Origin of the sequence: Thalassolituus pacificus (genome assembly GCF_025318105.1) — a bacterium.
Lineage (GTDB): Bacteria > Pseudomonadota > Gammaproteobacteria > Pseudomonadales > Oceanobacteraceae > Venatoribacter > Venatoribacter pacificus.
Window position 1 is genome coordinate 1 of the sequence record NZ_JAOANI010000031.1, and the last position, 17,667, is coordinate 17,667.

Genomic DNA, 17,667 nt, shown 5'->3' on the forward strand with positions numbered 1-17,667 from the left:
GCCACACAGGGCTAACAATGGGCTGAGCCCATCTGCAGCCGAAGAATTACTTAAGACCGTGTCCGGAATTAGTTGACCACTACAAAGTTCCCCGGATTGGGGCGCAGGGGCTTGCCCCGCATTGGCTTTGAATTAACTAATTAAGCCAGCCCGCGCAGCGGCCACAGAAACAGTATCGCGGCTGAAAGCCACTCCCACAAAGCCACTCCTACAAAGCCACTCCTACAGCCATTCCCAAAAAAGCCTCTCAAAAACCATTCAGCCTAAAAACGCGCCGCCGGCTGCCAATCGCACCCATAAAAAAACCGGAGCCTCTGCTGCACTCAACAGCAGACACTCCGGTTTTATTACATCTCAGTGCAGACAGCTCTGCTTATATTCTCCCGCGCACTTGCGCGAAAAATTAAAGCGTCAGCAAATACTGCACTAAATCATCCACCTCAGCGCTGTTCTGCGCACACCACGGATGCGGTGCCGCTGGCATACCAATCGGCTCGGCGGTGCCCATTTCATCCGGGCCGTATTCGGCGCGCATTTTCTGGTAATCCCAGTAATAGTGGTCTTTATCCCAGGGTACGCTGACAAAATATTTATGCCGCTCGATAAAGAGGTTACGTTTGTAGCCTTTATCCAGCTTGGTTAAATATTTCGACTTGGGTACACGGAACACATCGCCTTTGCGGTTCAGGTCGGGGAACGGCGTAACATGATCCGGGCCGCCGGCATCCGGGCGTACCGGTGCGTGCAGGGTGTAGTAGTTGTTATACAGGTTGCTGCCCGGTGTGCAGCGTTGCGGGCTGACCAGATCTTCGAGGTTGCGCACATGGCCGTCCGACAATAAACCACGGTGCTGAGTCCAGTAGAGATCACGCAGGAAAGTCGCACGTACCGATTCGGTTTCTTTCTGATAAATGGTCGGGGTAAAGAAGCGGCCGACTTCATCCAGCCTCACCATTTTCTCGTTGGTATTGGCACCTAAGCCGTCGCTGTGGCAGCTGCTGCAGTCGCGCTCATAGGTGGCCTTGCCCCGGTTAACCGCGGCGCTGACATCGGCGTATTGCTGCCAGCCACTCTGTACAAATTCCCCTTCGCTTAACTGAGCATTGCCGGTTTGCGCGCTGAGTTTATTGCTGTATTTCAGCCAGCGGTATAAACCGACGTTACGCAGATCATCGTCGTCCTGATCGAGGGTGGTCATATAGGCGGTCAGGGCTTCGAGCCATTCTTTGCTCATCGCACCCTGCGCGCCGTCCGGTTCTTCGGAGTGAATATAAGAACCTTCAAAACCCACATAGGATTCGGTGTGCGATAACGAACGGCGGATGGCCATATAATTGGTCACGTTCGGAATGGCAATGGGTGAGAACTGGTAGTCGTTGTCGGTATGGCTGCCTTCGCCAACCACGCGCACCATATTGTGCTCACCGGCACCGGCAGGCATATGGTAAAGCAGCATATCTTTGGCGATGTCTTTTTTACCGCCGTTCCAGGCCGGGCCTTCTTCGCTGGTATAAATACCGTCGAAGGTGTTGGTAAGGGTTTGCAACACTGTCCATTTCATCGACCAGTTCGGGTTAGGTAAACCCGGAATCACTTTGCTGATGGCTTGTCCCGGTGCTTTTTCATAACTGACTTTATAGCCGTGACAGGAGGCACAGTTAAAACCAATCCATTCGCCATTGCCTTTATAAGGCTCGTTGGCTTCGGCGTAGCGATAACCCACCCAGTCGCTGTCGCGGGTATTGCCTTTGAATTTCGCCGGTTGTGTGGTTAAAAATCCGGGAATCGGTGTCGCCATCGGGTAGGAATTAAAATACACGTCGTCGATGGCTTCGTCCGGTACTTCGCCGCGCACGGTTTTTACCGCACCAAAGAGTTTCGCCGGATCGGCTTTTCCACCGGCAATCGGGTCGTTAGCTTTGTAATTAAAAATCGCATTCCAGTCGAGTTTGCGCACGCTGTGCGCCACACCGATGTTGTAATCGTAAGACCAGAAAGCCTGACGGCCTTTTTCCACCAGTTGCTCAAAGCCGGGATTATTAACGCTGACGGCTATCGGTGTGGTGGATTTGGCATCGCTCAGGGTCGAGACCACATCGCAGTCGTGCTCAAAAGTATCGGAAATAATGCGCGAGGTTTGTGCATCAATCACGTTATGGGCCTGGCCCGGATGTTTTAATGATTCATTAAACCCGGTGCGCTTTTGCACCTGCACAATTAACGGCCCGCTGCTGGCGTGGTCGGGTACGCGGAAGCGGATTTCGCTGTCGTTCCAGCTGAGAATGTTTTTATCCCAGCTGTCGAACTGTTCGTCGCTTTCAAAATTTACCTGATCGTTAATGGCCAGGTATTGGGTGAACATGCGCAGGTCGGTTTCCAGAATACGGGTATTGCCGAGCATGATTTTTGAGAAGTCGATGTCGGTGCCGCCACCAAAACCGCTGCCTTTTAAGGTAACTTCGTCACCGGTATTCAGTTGTGGGGCATTGGCTGAACCGGCACTCCAGCGCAGTTCGCCATTCACCAGTAATTGCTGAATCTCCGGTTGTGGAAAGTTGGCCGCCGAGGCCGCACGCTGTGCTTCGCGGCTGGCGTCAAAGGTACAGAGCGTTTCCTGATCGGGAAATTCACCGGGCAGTTCGGTAATGCAGCCGCTGAGCAGCAGCGGTACGGCCAGCAATGCCAGCCCTCCGCGGATTGGGTATCTTATTGTCATGGTGGCTAGGCCCCTGATTATTATTGTTGGTAAGAATGCGCCGCTGCAGGCTTAACCGGGCAGCGGCTGTATCACGCTAGGCCTTGCCGCAGAGGCCGACAAGCCTATGATGGGGCCCTGAAGGGGTTGGCCTGAACTACGCTAGTACGTTTGTGCTAAAAACTTGGGGTGGCGTATTTTATCCGCCCGATAGCGGCTAAACAGCCTCAGGTTAAACAGTCTCAGATTAAACAGCCTTGGGTTAAACCGCCTCTACTTAAACCAAGCGGGGAGAGAAGGATGGACGACAGTTTTTTGCTGGCACTGGCAACCTTGTTTGCCACCGTCGGCCCGGTGGATGTGGCGGCGATTTATGCGGCTATCACGGTTCATGCCAGCCAGCAGGAGAAACGGCGTATGGCCTGGCGCGGTGTGCTGATTGCCAGCAGCGTACTGTTGCTGTTTGCGCTGGTCGGCGATCTGGTGCTGCATACGCTGGGGATTTCGCTGGCAGCCCTGCGTACCGCCGGTGGCATTATGCTGTTGCTGATTGGTCTGGATATGGTGTTTGCACGTAATTCCGGTGCCATCAGCACCACGCCGCTGGAGGAAGCCGAAGCCCGCCGGCGAGGAGATGTGGCGGTGTTTCCGCTGGCGCTGCCGTTAATTGCCGGGCCTGGCACCATGGGCGCGGTGATGTTGCTGATGGCGCAGGCGAAGGAGGAGCTGGCGGCGCAGTTGTCGGTACTGGCCGCGTTGTTAAGCGTTATGCTGATCTCGCTGTTGTGCCTGCTGGCGGCCAGCCGGTTAACTCAGCTGCTGGGTGTAACCGGCATGCAGGTTATTACCCGCGTGATGGGCGTTTTATTATGCGCTCTGGCGGTCCAGTTCGTGTTTGATGGTATCGCCGGGAGTGGTCTGCTCAGCCACAGTGCTGACGCGGCCGCTTCTGTTGTGCCCGGCATCACCACGGTCGAGCAGTAATAACAGCGGCGGCAGCAGCAGAAAATCAATCAGCAGTGCCACGGCAATCGACAGCGCCAGCAGGTTGCCCATGTTGGTGCTCGGATTAAAGTGCGAAAATTCCAGCACGGCAAAACCGCCGACCAGAATGGCGGAGGTTATCAGCAGTGCGACGCCAACGGTGTGAAACGCATAACGGATGGCATCGGCGGCCTGCATCGCCAGCGCTTTGCGTGCGTGCTGGTATTTACTGAGAAAATGCACGGTGTCATCCACCACAATGCCAAGGCTGAGACACACCACCACCGAGGTGGCGGTATCGACCAGGCCGCTGATCATGCCCCATAAACCGTAGGCCATCGCCGCCGGCAGAATATTCGGAATCATGCTGATTAATCCCATTTTCCACGACCGCAAGGCGGCAATCAGCAGCAGTGAAATTAATATCAGCGCGAAGCCGGTGCCCTGCAACATGCCATGAATATTGCGGAAGGTAAGGTTGGCAAATACCACATCGAGGCCGGTGGCTTCGCTCAGATGCAACAGCGGTGCATGTTGCTGTGCCCAGGCAATGGCGGCCTGTTCCACACGGATAATATTGACCGAATCGGAGCGGTATAAACGAACCTGCAGGCGCGACGATGAGCGGTCATTATTGACCGTATCGTCCAGACCCAGCCCCAGCGGTAATGACAGTTCGTACAGCAATAAATACTGTGCCGCCGCTTCGGCGGAGTCGGGTACGCGGTAAAAGGCCGGATCGCCGCCGTTTAAATTCTGATTCAGGCGTTTAATGATGTCGGTCAGGCTGCTGACATGCACGACCTCGGGCTGAGCGCGCAGCCACTGGCTGAAGGCTTCCAGTTGCTGCAGGTATTCAACATTATTAATGCCCTCCGCCTGTTGGCTGTCGGCAATCATAAAGAGCAGATGCAGGCCGCCCAGTTCGCGGTCGATCATGTCGTTGGTCTGGCGCACTTCAAAACTTTCGTCAAAAAATTCATGCCAGCGTTCGGTAATTTCGTTGCGGCTGATCTGGCTGGCGCAGGCGGCGACAATCAGCACCATGCTGAGCAGCAGGCCTTTATGATGACGCACAATCAGGTCGGCCAGGCGGTCAATCCACTGGTGGTTATTTTCGGCACGTAATTTTTCCGGCACCGGCAGTAACGCCAGCACGGCGGGCAGAAAAGTGAGGGTAAAGGCCCAGGCAAAAAATACCCCGGCGGCAATCATATTACCCATATCGCGGTAAGGCGGAGAGTCGCTGGTATTCAGGCAAAGTACGCCGACCATGGTGGTAATGCTGGTGATTAAAACCGGGGAGAAATTCAGCCTCATGCTGTTAAGCAGCGCCTGCTGCCGTGGCTGGCCGTGGCGCAGGGCAAAATAATACGACACCAGAATATGCACGGTATCGGCGACGGCAATGGTCATGATGGCCGTAGGTACAAAACCGGTGGGCGGTGTCAGGGTATAACCCAGCCAGCCGAACAGGCCCATGGTGGACACCACCGAGAAACTGATAATGCCGAGAATCAGCAGGGTGCCGGACAGCGTGCGCAGGGTCAGCAGCATAATGCTGATCATCACCAGGTAAGACACCAGTAATAATGATTGGATATCCTGATGAATGGCTTCGCCCATGGTGACATTGGAAACCAGCGAACCGCTGAGCATAATTCTGAAATCCGGGTAACGGGCGCGGAATTCATCGGCGAGGGCGCGGGCGGCGTATACCACCTCCGGGGATTTTTCGGCGCTTTTTCCTTCCGGTAATAAAAAGCGCACATTAACACCGGAGGTGCCGCCATCGGCGGAGATTAATTTATGCAGCAGCTCGGGTAATGAAACAGCCAGTTGCTGCAGGCCGGATAAATCTTCTGCTAATTCTTCCGTGCGGTAAAAATCGTTGATCAGCAGGTCATCGCCATCAACCTGGGTGTGCTGATAATTCTGCAGCGAGTCGACCCGCTGCGAATAGGGCAGCTGCCAGCCGCGTTCTGTCAGTTGTTCAATCAGCCTAAGCCCCTGTGGGGTAAACAGACTGCCGTTGGGGTTCTGCACCAGAAAATAAATATTATCCTGATTGGAATACGTGCGCTCCATGGCTTCAAAGGCCTGCAGTTGCGGATTCTGCGGACTGAAATAGGTGCGGAAATCGCTGGTAAAGCTCAGCTTCAGTACGCCGCTGGCAAGCAGACCGACGATTAACAGGGTAAAAAACACAACGCGGCGCGGGTGGCTGATAACCCACTGGAGGTAGCTTTGGATCATGGTGAAAATGCCTGCAGGCAGAAATTATTATTGTTGGCCGATTGTAGGCTGGTCAGGCCTGCCCACAAGGGGGAATTCCGCCATTCCGTGCTTTTATCCGGTGGGCGGGAACGGCCGCCATCGCTATACTGAGCCTGACTTTCAGGCAGATACCGCAGCAAACAGGAAGAACAGCATGAACGGCAGTAACGATCAGGCAGTACCCAGCATGAACTGGCAGCAATTATTATCGGCCGCCCGTTCCGGTGAGCGTCAGGGTTCACTGGGTTTTGCGCTGGAGCCGGGGCGTACGCCGTTTCATAAAGATTATGACCGCATTATTTTTTCCTCGGCGTTCCGCCGCCTTGATCGTAAAACCCAGGTGCATCCGTTATCGGAAAATGACCACGTACACAGTCGTCTGACCCACAGCCTGGAAGTGGGCTGTGTTGGCCGCTCGCTGGGCACGCGGGTTGGTCAGGCGCTGGGCGAACGCTTACCGCCCGGCATTGATGCCAGCGATGTTGGTGCGCTGGTGCAGGCGGCTTGTCTGGCGCACGATATTGGTAATCCGCCCTATGGCCATACCGGTGAAGATGCCATCCGCCACTGGTTCCGTGCGGAAGAAAATGCCCATTTTCTGCAGGAACTGACGCCACTGCAGCGTGCAGACCTGCAGACCTTTGAAGGTAATGCGCAGGGTTTCCGCATTGTCACGCAGGTGGAGTCGCACCGTTTTCAGGGCGGTATGCGTTTAACCTATGGCACGCTGGGCGCGTTCCTGAAATACCCCTGGACGGTGGATTATGTACAGCGCGGCGAGGCGAAAAAATTCGGCTGTTATCAGACCGAATTACCGCTGTTGCGTGAGATTGCCGGGCGTCTTGGTTTGCTGGAATTAAAGCCGGATTACTGGGCGCGTCATCCGCTGGTGTATCTGCTCGAAGCGGCGGACGACATCTGTTACGGCCTGATCGATCTGGAAGACGGTATCGAAATGGATCTGCTGCGCTACGATGAAGTGGAAGCACTGCTTAAGCCGTTGCTGGCCGATCACTGGGATATGGCTCAGGCCGAACTGGAGCAGGCCGATAACCTGCGCCGGCGTTTACAGGTATTACGCGGTATGGCGATGGAGGTGCTGGTTACCGCTGCCAGTCAGGCCTTTATTCATAACGAAGACGCATTGCTGCGCGGCCGTTTACAAGGCGATCTGATCGATTACTGCCCGCCGGTGGTCAAGAGCGTTGTGCAGGGCGCAAAAGACATGGCGCGCGAACGGATTTTTAAAGACAGCCGTAAACTGGCGGTGGAAATCGGCTCGTATTCCACTCTGGGAGTATTGCTTGAGGCTTTTTTAAGTGCGGTACGTGAGCGCGTACTGGACGGTCAGGCCACTTTCCGTAATCAGCGTGTGCTGGAATTAATGGGCCGTTCGGCGCCACAGGCCGATTGGGGTCTGTATGAGGCCTATATGCGCGCGATTGATTTTATTTCCGGCATGACTGACAGCTATGCGGCACAGATTGCCCGGCAGTTTTCCGGTTACCAGCCACCGGGGCGGGGTTTTTGATACGTCATCGCTGCGTTTGCCAATTGCTGTTTAACGGTGGTCGACCGATAATGCCGGCCATCCTGTTGTTTTCTTTTCGCGCCGGTGAGGTGCTCCGATGATTCACGAATTATTACTGATCGCACTGCTGATTGTTCTCAGCGGCGTGTTCGCGGTGTCTGAAATATCCATTGCGGCTGCCCGTAAAATCAAATTGCGGGTGTTGTCTGACGAAGGCAATGAACAGGCCACTGCCGTTTTACGGCTGCAGGAAGAGCCCGGCGCTTTTTTTGCGATGGTGCAGATTGCTCTGAACGCGATTGCCATTATGGGCGGTATTGTTGGTGAGCAAACCCTGACACCGTATTTTCAGAGTTTGCTGCAGCTGTTTTATCAGGGGCCGATGCTGGAACAGATCAGCTTTGTGCTGTCGTTTACCACGGTGACCTCGCTGTTTATTTTATTTGCCGACCTGCTGCCGAAGCGCCTGGGCATGATTATTCCGGAAACCATGGCAATGAAAGTCGTCACGCCAATGCGTTGGGTCACGCTGCTGCTGAAGCCTTTGGTGATGTTTTTTAACAGTCTGACCAACCTGTTGCTGCGTTTGTTTGGTCTGCCCATGCAACGCGAAGAAACCGTAACCACCGACGATATCGTCGCCATGATGGATGCCGGTGCCGAGCACGGCAGCCTGCAACAGCAGGAATATCACCTGATTGGCAATGTGTTTGAACTGGAAGGCCGCACGTTGCCGACGGCGATGACCATGCGCGAGCAGATTGTGTACTTCGATATTAATGACAGCAGCGCAGACATCAGCGCCAAGATTATCGAGCATCCGCACAACTGGTTTTTAATCTGTGATGGTTCACTGGATAAACTGGTGGGCGCGGTAGAGTCGAAAGAAATTCTGCGCAAAGTGTTAAAAGGCGAGCAGGCCCAAATTGGCGACGATATGATCGAGCGCGAGCTGCTGTATTTACCCGATACCATCACTCTGGCAGAAGGCTTAAATGCCTTTAAAACCACCGCTCAGCCGTTTGCTGTGGTGCTGAATGAATACGCACTGGTGGTTGGTATTCTGACTGTTAAAGATTTAATGAACAGCTTTATGGGCGATCTGGTTGCCTCCAGTGGTGATGAGCAGATTGTGCGCCGTGATGCCAGCTCATGGCTGGTGGATGGCAGCACGCCGGTGGTCGATCTGGCGCGGGTGTTAGGGCTGGATATCGATGATTTTCCCGATAGCGGACAGTATGAAACGGTGGCCGGTTTTTTAATTTACCGCCTGAAACGTATTCCGAAGCGCACCGATTTTATTATTTTTGCCGGCTTTAAATTTGAAGCAATGGATATCGACAACCTGCGCGTTGACCAGCTGATGGTGTCGCGTATTAAAGAAAGCGAAAGCCCGCCGAGTAACCATATCAGCGGACCGTTATAATCATTTTATTGCCTGTACCGCAGCCGGAATAACCTGTTGCAGATGGGCAATAAAATCCTGTTCCAGATGGCTGGTATCGCCGGCAATCACATTGTCGGCGTGGAAGGTTGGCCACTGCTCACGCAGACCCAGATAGCGGTTGGTTAGAATGGGCTGCACCAGAACGTCATCAATATGCTGATAATGTTCCAGCACCGGACAGGCGCCCAGATCGCTGGCTTTCATATTGGAAGTAACAACCAGCATAAAAGCCTTGCCGCCCAGCTGTCCGCCTTCGCCATACATATCGGTAATTAAAAAGGTTTTACGGTGCTGCAATACTTCATCAAAGTATTCTTTTAACAGCGCCGGTGCACCAAACCACCAGATCGGAAAATGGTAAACAATGGCATCGGCCCAGTGCAGATGTTCTATTTCTTCTTCGATGTTCCAGCCGCCAGCGGCCTTAATCGCTGCCAGATTACGCACCTGAACGGAATGTCCCTGACGACGGGCGTAGCCCTCGGTTAATGCTGCAAGTGTGGCATTTAATTCGCCTTTGGCGGCGTACAGTTTGGGGTTAGTGGTCAGAATCAGAATATTCATTAATACCTCTGCCGGTCAGCGGCGTTGTTTGCGGTTCACAATAGGTTGTCGTCACAATAAATAAGGCAGACGGGAACGGTAGGCGCAGGCCTGGCCGCTGCTGTCTGCATGAGTGCGCAGCAATAAAAAATTGCAATCCAGACTCAGTTGCCAGTCTTTGTTGTGACGGCGGCAGGTACGGATATGACGGAACATTGCCCGCACGGGAATGCAGTAAACGGCTGTGCTCATAGGGCCTCCTGTCCGGCTAATCAAAACGGTGTAATACATCGCCCAGTGGACGGCGGGTTTTCTCACCCGGTTCTGTCAGGCGATAGCCCAGCGCCAGTGCCCAGACCGGTTTGAACAGAGTGTTGTCGATACCGGTAAGCTCCTGTAATTGCTGCTCCCAGACATTCTGTACAAAGCCTTCAATTGGGCAGGAGTCGATCCCCAGCAGTGCGGCGACTGTCATCATATTGGCCAGTGGCAGATAGGTTTGGTGAGTGGCCCAGTCGGTCAGGCTGCGCTCGGATTCCAGCAGGTTGAAATCCTGTTCCTGAAAGGTGCGGAAGAAGCCGCCTTTTGCACTCACCACTTCCGCAGGCAGTTGCTGCACCTCGGTCATCATATGGCGGATGTAATCAGAGTCATGACGCACGCCCGGAGCGCAACGCACCATACCAATTAACACGTGGCTGGCACTGGCAAACTGGCGTTTACCGCCCCAGCTGTTTTCACTCAGTTGCGCGCGTAATTGTGGATTCTGAATTAACAGAAACTGCCAGGGCTCGAAGCCAAAAGAGCTGGGTGACAGGCGTCCGGCTTCGATAATGGTGGCAAAGTCTTCGCTGCTGATTTTTCGGGCCGGATCAAAGGTTTTGCAGGCATGACGGAAATGGAACGCCTGCAGGATCTGCTGACGCAGGGTTTGCTGCCCGCTATCGGCGTGATTATTAGGAGCGCTTTGGGTTGCTGCTTCATGGGTGGACATATTGTGTTCCTCGGATGGAGTGGAATATGCCCAGTCTATTTATTGTTTGAAATTGAAAAAGACGATAACGTTTGAGTTACTTTCAAAAATATTTTGATAGTGGCTGTTCAATGGAGGCATTCATGAATCTCGCCGATCTGGAGCTGTTTATTCAGGTGGCCGATGCCGGCAGTTTATCGGCCGCTGCGCGGGTGCTGGACTGCAGTCCGGCGGTGGCCAGTGCGGCATTAAAGCGGCTTGAGCTGCAGCTGGGCGCGCGTCTGTTCAGCCGTTCAACCCGCTCATTGCGGCTGACGCGGGAAGGGACGTTGTTTCTGGCCTATGCGCGCAAGGCCCTCAGCCTGCTGCAGGAAGGTCGCGGTCTGCTGGATGGTGAGCTGCATCATGTGGCCGGACAGCTGAGTATTTCGGCCCCTTCTGATCTGGGTCGCCATTGGCTGCAACCGGCGCTGAATGATTTTCAGGCGCTGTACCCGCAGGTGCAGCTGCAGCTGAGTCTGAGCGATGAGCTGAGTAATTTTTACCGTGATCCGGTGGATGTGGCGCTGCGTTACGGCCAGCTGAGTGACTCCGGGCTGATTGCCACACGGTTGCTGGATAACCGCCGCTTGTTGTGTGCCGCACCGGCATATCTGCAACGGGCGGGAATGCCGCAGCAGCTGGAGGCGTTAAAACAGCATAATTGTCTGACCTTTTTCCTGCGTGGCGAACGTTACGATCACTGGCATTTCCGTGACGGGCAGGGCAATCAGAGCGATCTGACGGTTAATGGTAACCGCAGTGCCAGTGATGGGGCACTGGTGCGCGAATGGGTGCTGGCCGGTCTGGGGATTGCTTACAAATCGCAGTTGGATATTGCTGCCGATGTGCAGGCAGGGCGACTGCAGGTGGTGTTACCCGATTACTGGCAGGATGCGCCGCTGTATCTGGTGTATGCCGAGCGTGAATATCTGCGCCCGGCGGTGCGCTGCTTTATCGACTTTATGAAAGCGCGGGTACGCAGCTGAAGCTCAGCTGCGTCCGGCGCGTAATTCGATAACTTCGGCCGCAGGCGGCAGAGGGGGCGTGCTTTGCGCTGCGTTGTCTTCTGCCGGGTTGTTTGCCGCAGGGGTGTTTTCGGGCGTTCCGGCAGTTGCTTCTTCTATGGCTCGCAGGCGTTCTTTTTCCAGTTTTTTCTTCCAGCGTTTTTCTGCCTTTTTCAGGTGTTTGCCCATCATTTTGGCCAGTTGCGGCACCAGTGCCGGTGGCAGGTCGTGGCCCATGCCCTGAATGACTTTCAGTTTGGCTTTGCGGATGGCGGCAGCGGTGTCTTCTCCCATACGTACCGGAATTAACGGATCGTCGGTGCCATGAATCACCAGCGTCGGCAGTTTGATTTTGCGCAGCAGGTGGCTGCGGTCACCGGCGGCGGTAATAGCGACCAGCTGGCGTTTGAAACCGGTGGGGTTAGTGGTGCGCTCAAAGCTGGTTTCGGCCAGTGCGCGCAGCTCTATTTCATCCATCGGGTAGGCCGGGCTGCCGATTAAACGATTCATGCGCATGGTGTAGCGGATGGACGCTTCGCGGTTAAACGGGGTAGGCCGTTTGGCCAGTTGCAGCAGCACTTTCAGTTTGGCGTCGGGCAGACCGGGGCTGGTGGCCGACGACATAATGGAGGTCAGGCTGCGCACCCGCTTTTTATGTTTGGCGGCGAGAATCTGGGCAATCATGCCACCCATGGAGGCCCCCACCAGATGCGCGCTGTCGATCTCAAGCTCATCCATTAACGCCAGCACATCGCGTGACATATCTTTCAGCGTGTACGGCACCTGCGCTTTGCGTTTGAGTTTGGTCACCAGCCAGGTGGCGAGCAGGCTGGGGTTGCCGTGGTGATCCATCTGCGATGAGCGGCCAACGTCGCGGTTATCGAAGCGAACGACCTGATAACCTTTATCAACCAGTGCCTGACACAGGCTGTCTGGCCAGATCCGCATTTGTGCGCCTAAACCCATAATCAGAATGACGGCCGGGTCGGCTGGATTGCCCATTCTTTCGTAGGCCAGCTCAATGCCATCGGGGGTGCGGATGTGGGTCATGCAACCTTATCTCCATATCGGGGTCTTTGATACTCGCTCGCCTTGTGACCGCGTGGCGGTTAGAATGCGGAACTTTATAGATTGTAGTTATAAGTGCAGAGCTATGGATATCGATTTTCCCCTGATACTGATGGTGCTTACCCTGGGCACCGGCGTGATTGCCGGCGTCGATAAATTCTGGCTGGAGACGCGCCGCAAAGCCCGCGCTGCCGTTCTGATTGCCGAACGTGCCCACCCGGAAGATATCCATGAGGCTGAAACCGAGCCGTTTATTATCGAACAAGCGAAATCCTTCTTTCCTGTACTGGCCATTGTCTTTGTTCTGCGCTCGTTTGTCGCGGAGCCTTTTCAGATTCCATCCGGTTCTATGGAGCCTGGCCTGGTAAAAGGGGATTTTATTCTGGTCAGTAAGTTCCATTACGGTTTGCGGATGCCGGTGTTCGGTACCACTCTGGTGCCGGTCAGCGAGCCACAGCGCGGTGATGTGATGGTGTTTTTCCCACCCGATGACCCGCGTTACTTTATTAAGCGGGTGATTGGTCTGCCGGGCGACCATATTGAATACCGTAACCGCCAGCTGAAAGTGAACGGCGAAGTGATTGAAACCCATGAGCTGGGTGGCGAGCCGCCATACCGGCCGCTGAAGTATCTGGCGCAGGAACAGCTGGATTCTGCTGATGCGACGGTACAGTGGGTGGTCGGACGTGATCAGCGCACCAATCAGACCGTGATCTGGGCCGGACCTGAAGGCGAGTGGGATGTGCCGGAAGGCAGTTACTTTATGATGGGCGACAACCGCGGCAACAGCCATGACAGCCGTGGCTGGGGTTTTGTGCCGGAGAAAAATATTGTGGGTAAAGCCGTGGCGGTATGGATGCACTGGGAAACCTGGAGCGATATTCCATCATTTGGCCGCAATAAGTGGATCGACTGATCTACACTTAGACGATACGTTATAAACAGGTATCGTCTTATGCCATCCTCTGCTTCAACAACGAAAAAAACTCCCTGCAAATTCTGCCAGCGCTCGCGCTGGCTGATGACCATCACGATTCTTGTCGTGTTATTCAGCGTGGCTTTTCTGAATCTCAGTGGCTGAACTGCAGTTTATTTCTGCGTTTTTTTAACTTTCACTAAAGTCGTATCTGCCACGACATATTTTTACCATTTAAGTACTGGATATTTACTGCCAAGGGCATACAATGCCGCCCCTTGATAGGTTGAAGTACGGCAGTTCTGATGAATTATCTGACGAGACAGCTCAAAGGCAAGGCACTGGATATAGTCGATCGACTGCTCCCCGTGCGACCGGTAATGCGCAGCGCCAATGAACAATTGCTGCTGGACCGCGAATCACGCCGCATGCACCTGTATTATTGCCGCAGTTGCCCTTCTTCCATCACCGTTAAACGCCACTGTGAACGCCTCGGTTTGCGTGTGGTAGAAAAAGACGTCCTGCGTGTTAATGCCTACCGTAATGAGCTGCTCAATGGCGGTGGTGCTCCCAAAGTTCCTTGTTTACGTGTTGACGATGAACAAGGCGGCCAGTGGCTGTACAGCCCGGATGCCATTCTCGACTATCTGAAAAACCGCTTCTGATCCTTTAACACTCACTTCCGGCTTCGTCTTATCCTGTTCTGTGGCGTGAACGGCCTTCGCTCCGTTGGCTACCTGACGGTAGAATGCGGGCATTGTGTTTCCTAGGAAGTGGCCATGCCCGTTTTAACGTCTTCATACTGTCCTCCATGGCTGTTGGCCAATGGCTATGTGCAAAGTATTTTCCCGACTTTTTTCCGCCAATTGGATGACGGCCACCTGTTGCGCGAGCGCATTCCCACCGATGATGGCGATTTTCTCGATCTTGACTGGAGCCGGGTAGGTTCACGCACGCTGGTGGTTGTTTCGCACGGACTGGAAGGCCATTCGCGCCGGCCTTATGTGCTGGGTACGGTGCGCGAGGCTAACCGCAACGGCTGGGATGCACTGGCGTGGAACTTCCGTTCATGCGGTGGCGACACCAATCTGTTGCCGCGTATGTATCACAGTGGCGCCACCGATGATCTGCACCGGGTGGTGCGGCACGCATTGTCGCAGGGCTATGAGCAGATTCATCTGGTGGGTTATTCCATGGGCGGTAATCTGAGTCTGGTGTATGCCGGGCGCGAGGCGGCAGAGCTGCCGGAAGAAGTGCGCTCGGTGGTGGCGTTTTCGGTGCCCTGTGATTTACGCGGTAGCGCTTACCAGCTGGCCAAATGGCAGAACCGCGTTTTTATGTGGAAGTTTCTGCGCGATCTGAAAGAAAAAATGACCATAAAATCGCAGCGATTTCCGCATCTGGTGAACGTTGAGGGGTTTGATGATATCCGCACGTTCAAACAATTCGATGATCGTTATACCGCGCCTTTGCATGGTTTCCGCGATGCCGAAGATTATTGGGCGCAGTCCAGCAGTTTGCGGTATTTGCCGCATTTACGGGTGCCAACTTTATTGGTGAATGCCCGCAACGATCCGTTTCTGTCGCCTGAATGTTTCCCGCAACAACTGGCTGCCGGGCATGAGTTTTTGCATCTGGAAATGCCGGACAGTGGTGGGCATGTTGGGTTTATTCAGCACACGGATGATCAGACTTACTGGATGGAGCAGCGGGCAATGCGCTTCATTGCCGACGCGGTGGCAGATGTGGAAAGTCTCAGCAGCCTGGTTGCTCCTGAGGCGGCAGTATCCTGAGCATCAGCAGGGGAAGACAGCGGATGTAAGCGGGTGTGAGTGACGTAGCCGAAGTTTTCCGGCGGTTACGGCAGGTCATCTGCTCCGTACTTATCACAGTAAAATTGACGAAATTTGCCAAATTCATGCGTCAATATTTTGTGATGTTGTGTTTAGTTGTTAAAACAACCATTCACTGAACGTAAGTTGACTAGAGTTTGAAGTAAGCACTTTGCGAGCTTCAGACCATGATCCGTTGGACCTTCTTACTTTTGCTGCTGTTTAGCGCGGCCTCGCGGGCATCGCTGCTGCCACCGGCGCAATGGCAGCAAATCCGGCTCAGCGATGATCGTGTCCTTGAGGTGATGCCCCGTGGCGATAAGCAGCAGTTGTGGGTTGAAACCCGTGACGGCGACGCTTTGTTAGAAGTGGCCGGACACTGGTATCACGCCGTCGCCGGAGCTGATGGTCTGCTGAGCGCAGGTGAGCCTCTGGTCAGTGGCACTCCGGCGGCTGTAGACATGATTCAACCAGCATTCCGCGCGTTTGCTGCCCCGTCCGCAAATATCTCCAGCGCTGCAAGTATAAATGTCTCTGCTGCTCCACAACGTATGCCTTTCCGTTACGATGCCAGCGCTTCTTACTTTCGCCAGTCATTACTGGTGGTGCGTGTTGCCTTTGCCGACCAATCATTTGGCGCGACCGATGCAGAGGTTGCCGGACGCTTCTTCGGTGCGCAGCGCAGTGTGCAAAATTACTACCGCGAAAACTCCTATCAGCGTTTTGATATTCAGCCAGCCCGTGAGCAAAGCGGCATTGCTGACGACGGCATTGTCAGCGTTACCCTGAACCGCAACCATCCGGATTTCGGTAATGGTTATGGCAGTGCCAGCCAGGCGTTGGTGCGTGAGGTGCTGGCGCAGCTGGGGTCGCAACTGGATCTGAATGAATATGACCGTAACGGCGATCAGTGGCTCGACCCGAATGAACTGGGCGTGGTGTTTCTGATTGCCGGTTATGAACAGGCGTATGCCGGTTCCGCAACAACACGCCCGCGCGTGTGGGCACACAAGTCGACTCTGTATCAGGGCCGTCTTGGCGATTTCTATCTGGCAGAGTACGCCATGTTTGGTGAGCAGCATCAGACGCATCTGGCGACCATTGGTGTGATTTGTCATGAGCTGGGCCATTTATTGTTTGATCTGCCTGATCTGTACGACCGCAGCGGAAATGGCATGGGCATCGGCCGCTGGGGATTGATGGGGCTGGGCGGCTGGAACCGTACCGATGGTGTGGCTGGTGAGACGCCGGCTCATATGCTGGCATGGAGTAAAGAACAGGCCGGATTTATCCGTCCGCAGAACGCAGCTGCCGGGATTAACCGGGTTGAGTTACGCGCGGCCAGTGATGGCGACGATGCGTTAACCATCGCGCTGGATAACTACCGTCATGGTGAGCGGCTGATGCTGGAACATCGTCGTCAGTCGGGTTATGACCAGGGGCTGCCGGGCAGCGGTATATTGGTTAGCCGGATTAACGACCGTGCCGGTTTTGGTTCGTTAAGTGCACAGCAGGAAGGTCGTTTATTAGCCATCGAAGAAGCGGATGGCCGCGATGATCTGCTCAGTAACAGTAATTTGGGTGAAGCGTCGGACCTGTTCAGTTCAGCGTCCGGCCAGACGCTCTATTCCGGCAGTGCTCAACAAAACAGCAGCAATGGTGCGGTGCAGTTATTACAACTGCAGGCTGGCCTGGTCGCTGAGTTGGACGTTGATCTTTCACGCGCGCCTCTGGGGGACAACCTAGGGCTGGATGAGTTGCCACCGAACGCAGTCTGGGGAGCCGCCGCAGGTCGTGCCCAGGTGCTGATGACCTTACCGGTTAAAAAGGGTGTGCTGTCGTTTGATGGGGTGGATGTATTTGCGCTGGGGAGTGGCCGTGCCGATATCGCGTTATTCCGCCGTTTTGATGGCCGTGAAGGACAGGAGCTTTTATGGCAGGAAAACCAGTTTGCTGTACAGAGCGGCTGGAACCGCTTGCTGTTTTCCGCTCATATACTGGCCGAGGGGTTGGACAGTGTGGTACTGCAGGTGAGCGTGCAGGCATTGTCTGGTAATGCGCCTCTGGTCACCGATGAGCAGGGTGGTCTGAGTGGTCAGACCTGGGTGCGTTCTGACGAAGCCGAAAACTATGAAGCGGCGGCTTTTGATGCCAGCTTGCGTCTGCTGGTCAGTGTTGATCCTGACGCGCTGGCCTCACCTCCGCTGGTGGATGCGGGTAAAGGCAGTGTCAGCGTTGGACAAAACAGCGCAAACGGCAGTGCGGCCTCGGCGTCATCCGGCGGCGGTGTTCTTCTCTTTATGTTGCCACTGCTGGCGCTGTTGGGCCTCGGCCGTCGCCATTAATAGGTGCCCA

15 protein-coding genes are annotated in these 17,667 nt (G+C 54.6%); 9 read left to right on the forward strand and 6 right to left on the reverse strand.

All coding sequences use genetic code 11. The features are described from left to right. Window positions 1-403 precede the first annotated feature (403 nt). The gene (locus NYR02_RS18365; protein WP_260977824.1) at window positions 404-2,716 is read right to left on the reverse strand and encodes a hypothetical protein; all 2,313 of its coding nucleotides are present in this window, start codon (window positions 2,714-2,716) and stop codon (window positions 404-406) included. Between the two features lie 279 nt (window positions 2,717-2,995). On the opposite strand from NYR02_RS18365, the gene NYR02_RS18370 reads away from it, so the two are divergent. Next, complete coding sequence (locus NYR02_RS18370) at window positions 2,996-3,679, forward strand: MarC family protein (RefSeq protein ID WP_260977825.1); 684 nt, start codon at window positions 2,996-2,998, stop codon at window positions 3,677-3,679. On the opposite strand, the gene NYR02_RS18375 is transcribed toward NYR02_RS18370, so the two are convergent. Then, a complete protein-coding gene (locus NYR02_RS18375) occupies window positions 3,563-5,935 on the reverse strand; it encodes an efflux RND transporter permease subunit (RefSeq protein ID WP_260977826.1) in 2,373 nt (790 codons plus the stop codon). The two genes, NYR02_RS18370 and NYR02_RS18375, sit on opposite strands and share 117 nt — an antisense overlap. Before the next feature lie 175 nt (window positions 5,936-6,110). On the opposite strand from NYR02_RS18375, the gene NYR02_RS18380 reads away from it, so the two are divergent. Then, window positions 6,111-7,487 carry a deoxyguanosinetriphosphate triphosphohydrolase gene (locus NYR02_RS18380; protein WP_260977827.1) on the forward strand — a complete coding sequence of 459 codons (1,377 nt, stop codon included), beginning with the start codon at window positions 6,111-6,113 and terminating at the stop codon, window positions 7,485-7,487. 97 nt (window positions 7,488-7,584) lie between these two features. Beyond that, complete coding sequence (gene paeA, locus NYR02_RS18385; protein ID WP_260977828.1) at window positions 7,585-8,913, forward strand: polyamine export protein PaeA; 1,329 nt, start codon at window positions 7,585-7,587, stop codon at window positions 8,911-8,913. Here the strand turns inward: paeA and NYR02_RS18390 are convergent, their stop codons facing one another. From NYR02_RS18390 to NYR02_RS18400, 3 genes are read right to left on the reverse strand one after another with little or no spacing between them, the layout of a single operon-like run. After that, the gene (locus NYR02_RS18390; protein WP_260977829.1) at window positions 8,914-9,498 is read right to left on the reverse strand and encodes an NAD(P)H-dependent oxidoreductase; all 585 of its coding nucleotides are present in this window, start codon (window positions 9,496-9,498) and stop codon (window positions 8,914-8,916) included. Window positions 9,499-9,549: 51 nt separating this feature from the next. After that, complete coding sequence (locus tag NYR02_RS18395) at window positions 9,550-9,729, reverse strand: hypothetical protein (protein ID WP_260977830.1); 180 nt, start codon at window positions 9,727-9,729, stop codon at window positions 9,550-9,552. A 16-nt stretch (window positions 9,730-9,745) separates the two neighbouring features. Continuing rightward, complete coding sequence (locus NYR02_RS18400; RefSeq protein WP_260977831.1) at window positions 9,746-10,471, reverse strand: NAD(P)H-dependent oxidoreductase; 726 nt, start codon at window positions 10,469-10,471, stop codon at window positions 9,746-9,748. A 122-nt stretch (window positions 10,472-10,593) separates the two neighbouring features. On the opposite strand from NYR02_RS18400, the gene NYR02_RS18405 reads away from it, so the two are divergent. After that, the gene (locus NYR02_RS18405; protein ID WP_260977832.1) at window positions 10,594-11,478 is read left to right on the forward strand and encodes a LysR family transcriptional regulator; all 885 of its coding nucleotides are present in this window, start codon (window positions 10,594-10,596) and stop codon (window positions 11,476-11,478) included. A 3-nt stretch (window positions 11,479-11,481) separates the two neighbouring features. On the opposite strand, the gene NYR02_RS18410 is transcribed toward NYR02_RS18405, so the two are convergent. Further along, entirely contained in the window at window positions 11,482-12,546 is a 1,065-nt protein-coding gene (locus tag NYR02_RS18410) for an alpha/beta fold hydrolase (RefSeq protein ID WP_260977833.1), read from the reverse strand. 103 nt (window positions 12,547-12,649) lie between these two features. Between NYR02_RS18410 and lepB the strand changes: the two genes are divergently transcribed. The 5 genes from lepB (at window position 12,650) to NYR02_RS18435 (ending at window position 17,657) form a co-directional block, all read left to right on the forward strand. Then, entirely contained in the window at window positions 12,650-13,480 is an 831-nt protein-coding gene (gene lepB, locus NYR02_RS18415; RefSeq protein ID WP_260977834.1) for a signal peptidase I, read from the forward strand. Window positions 13,481-13,519: 39 nt separating this feature from the next. Continuing rightward, the gene (locus NYR02_RS18420) at window positions 13,520-13,645 is read left to right on the forward strand and encodes a hypothetical protein (protein WP_260977835.1); all 126 of its coding nucleotides are present in this window, start codon (window positions 13,520-13,522) and stop codon (window positions 13,643-13,645) included. A 140-nt stretch (window positions 13,646-13,785) separates the two neighbouring features. Further along, window positions 13,786-14,145 (forward strand): glutaredoxin family protein, encoded by a 360-nt coding sequence (locus tag NYR02_RS18425; protein ID WP_260977836.1) that lies wholly within the window; start codon window positions 13,786-13,788, stop codon window positions 14,143-14,145. A 114-nt stretch (window positions 14,146-14,259) separates the two neighbouring features. Next, entirely contained in the window at window positions 14,260-15,273 is a 1,014-nt protein-coding gene (locus tag NYR02_RS18430; protein WP_260977837.1) for a YheT family hydrolase, read from the forward strand. Window positions 15,274-15,500: 227 nt separating this feature from the next. Further along, on the forward strand, window positions 15,501-17,657 hold the full coding sequence (locus tag NYR02_RS18435) for a M6 family metalloprotease domain-containing protein (RefSeq protein WP_260977838.1): 2,157 nt from the start codon (window positions 15,501-15,503) through the stop codon (window positions 17,655-17,657). Window positions 17,658-17,667: the final 10 nt, after the last annotated feature.

Coding starts and splice junctions, on each gene's coding strand:
- NYR02_RS18365 (WP_260977824.1), bottom strand. CDS start 2,716: ATGACAATAAGATACCCAATCCGCGGAGGGCTGGCATTGCTGGCCGTA.
- NYR02_RS18370 (WP_260977825.1), top strand. CDS start 2,996: ATGGACGACAGTTTTTTGCTGGCACTGGCAACCTTGTTTGCCACCGTC.
- NYR02_RS18375 (WP_260977826.1), bottom strand. CDS start 5,935: ATGATCCAAAGCTACCTCCAGTGGGTTATCAGCCACCCGCGCCGCGTT.
- NYR02_RS18380 (WP_260977827.1), top strand. CDS start 6,111: ATGAACGGCAGTAACGATCAGGCAGTACCCAGCATGAACTGGCAGCAA.
- paeA (WP_260977828.1), top strand. CDS start 7,585: ATGATTCACGAATTATTACTGATCGCACTGCTGATTGTTCTCAGCGGC.
- NYR02_RS18390 (WP_260977829.1), bottom strand. CDS start 9,498: ATGAATATTCTGATTCTGACCACTAACCCCAAACTGTACGCCGCCAAA.
- NYR02_RS18395 (WP_260977830.1), bottom strand. CDS start 9,729: ATGAGCACAGCCGTTTACTGCATTCCCGTGCGGGCAATGTTCCGTCAT.
- NYR02_RS18400 (WP_260977831.1), bottom strand. CDS start 10,471: ATGTCCACCCATGAAGCAGCAACCCAAAGCGCTCCTAATAATCACGCC.
- NYR02_RS18405 (WP_260977832.1), top strand. CDS start 10,594: ATGAATCTCGCCGATCTGGAGCTGTTTATTCAGGTGGCCGATGCCGGC.
- NYR02_RS18410 (WP_260977833.1), bottom strand. CDS start 12,546: ATGACCCACATCCGCACCCCCGATGGCATTGAGCTGGCCTACGAAAGA.
- lepB (WP_260977834.1), top strand. CDS start 12,650: ATGGATATCGATTTTCCCCTGATACTGATGGTGCTTACCCTGGGCACC.
- NYR02_RS18420 (WP_260977835.1), top strand. CDS start 13,520: ATGCCATCCTCTGCTTCAACAACGAAAAAAACTCCCTGCAAATTCTGC.
- NYR02_RS18425 (WP_260977836.1), top strand. CDS start 13,786: ATGAATTATCTGACGAGACAGCTCAAAGGCAAGGCACTGGATATAGTC.
- NYR02_RS18430 (WP_260977837.1), top strand. CDS start 14,260: ATGCCCGTTTTAACGTCTTCATACTGTCCTCCATGGCTGTTGGCCAAT.
- NYR02_RS18435 (WP_260977838.1), top strand. CDS start 15,501: ATGATCCGTTGGACCTTCTTACTTTTGCTGCTGTTTAGCGCGGCCTCG.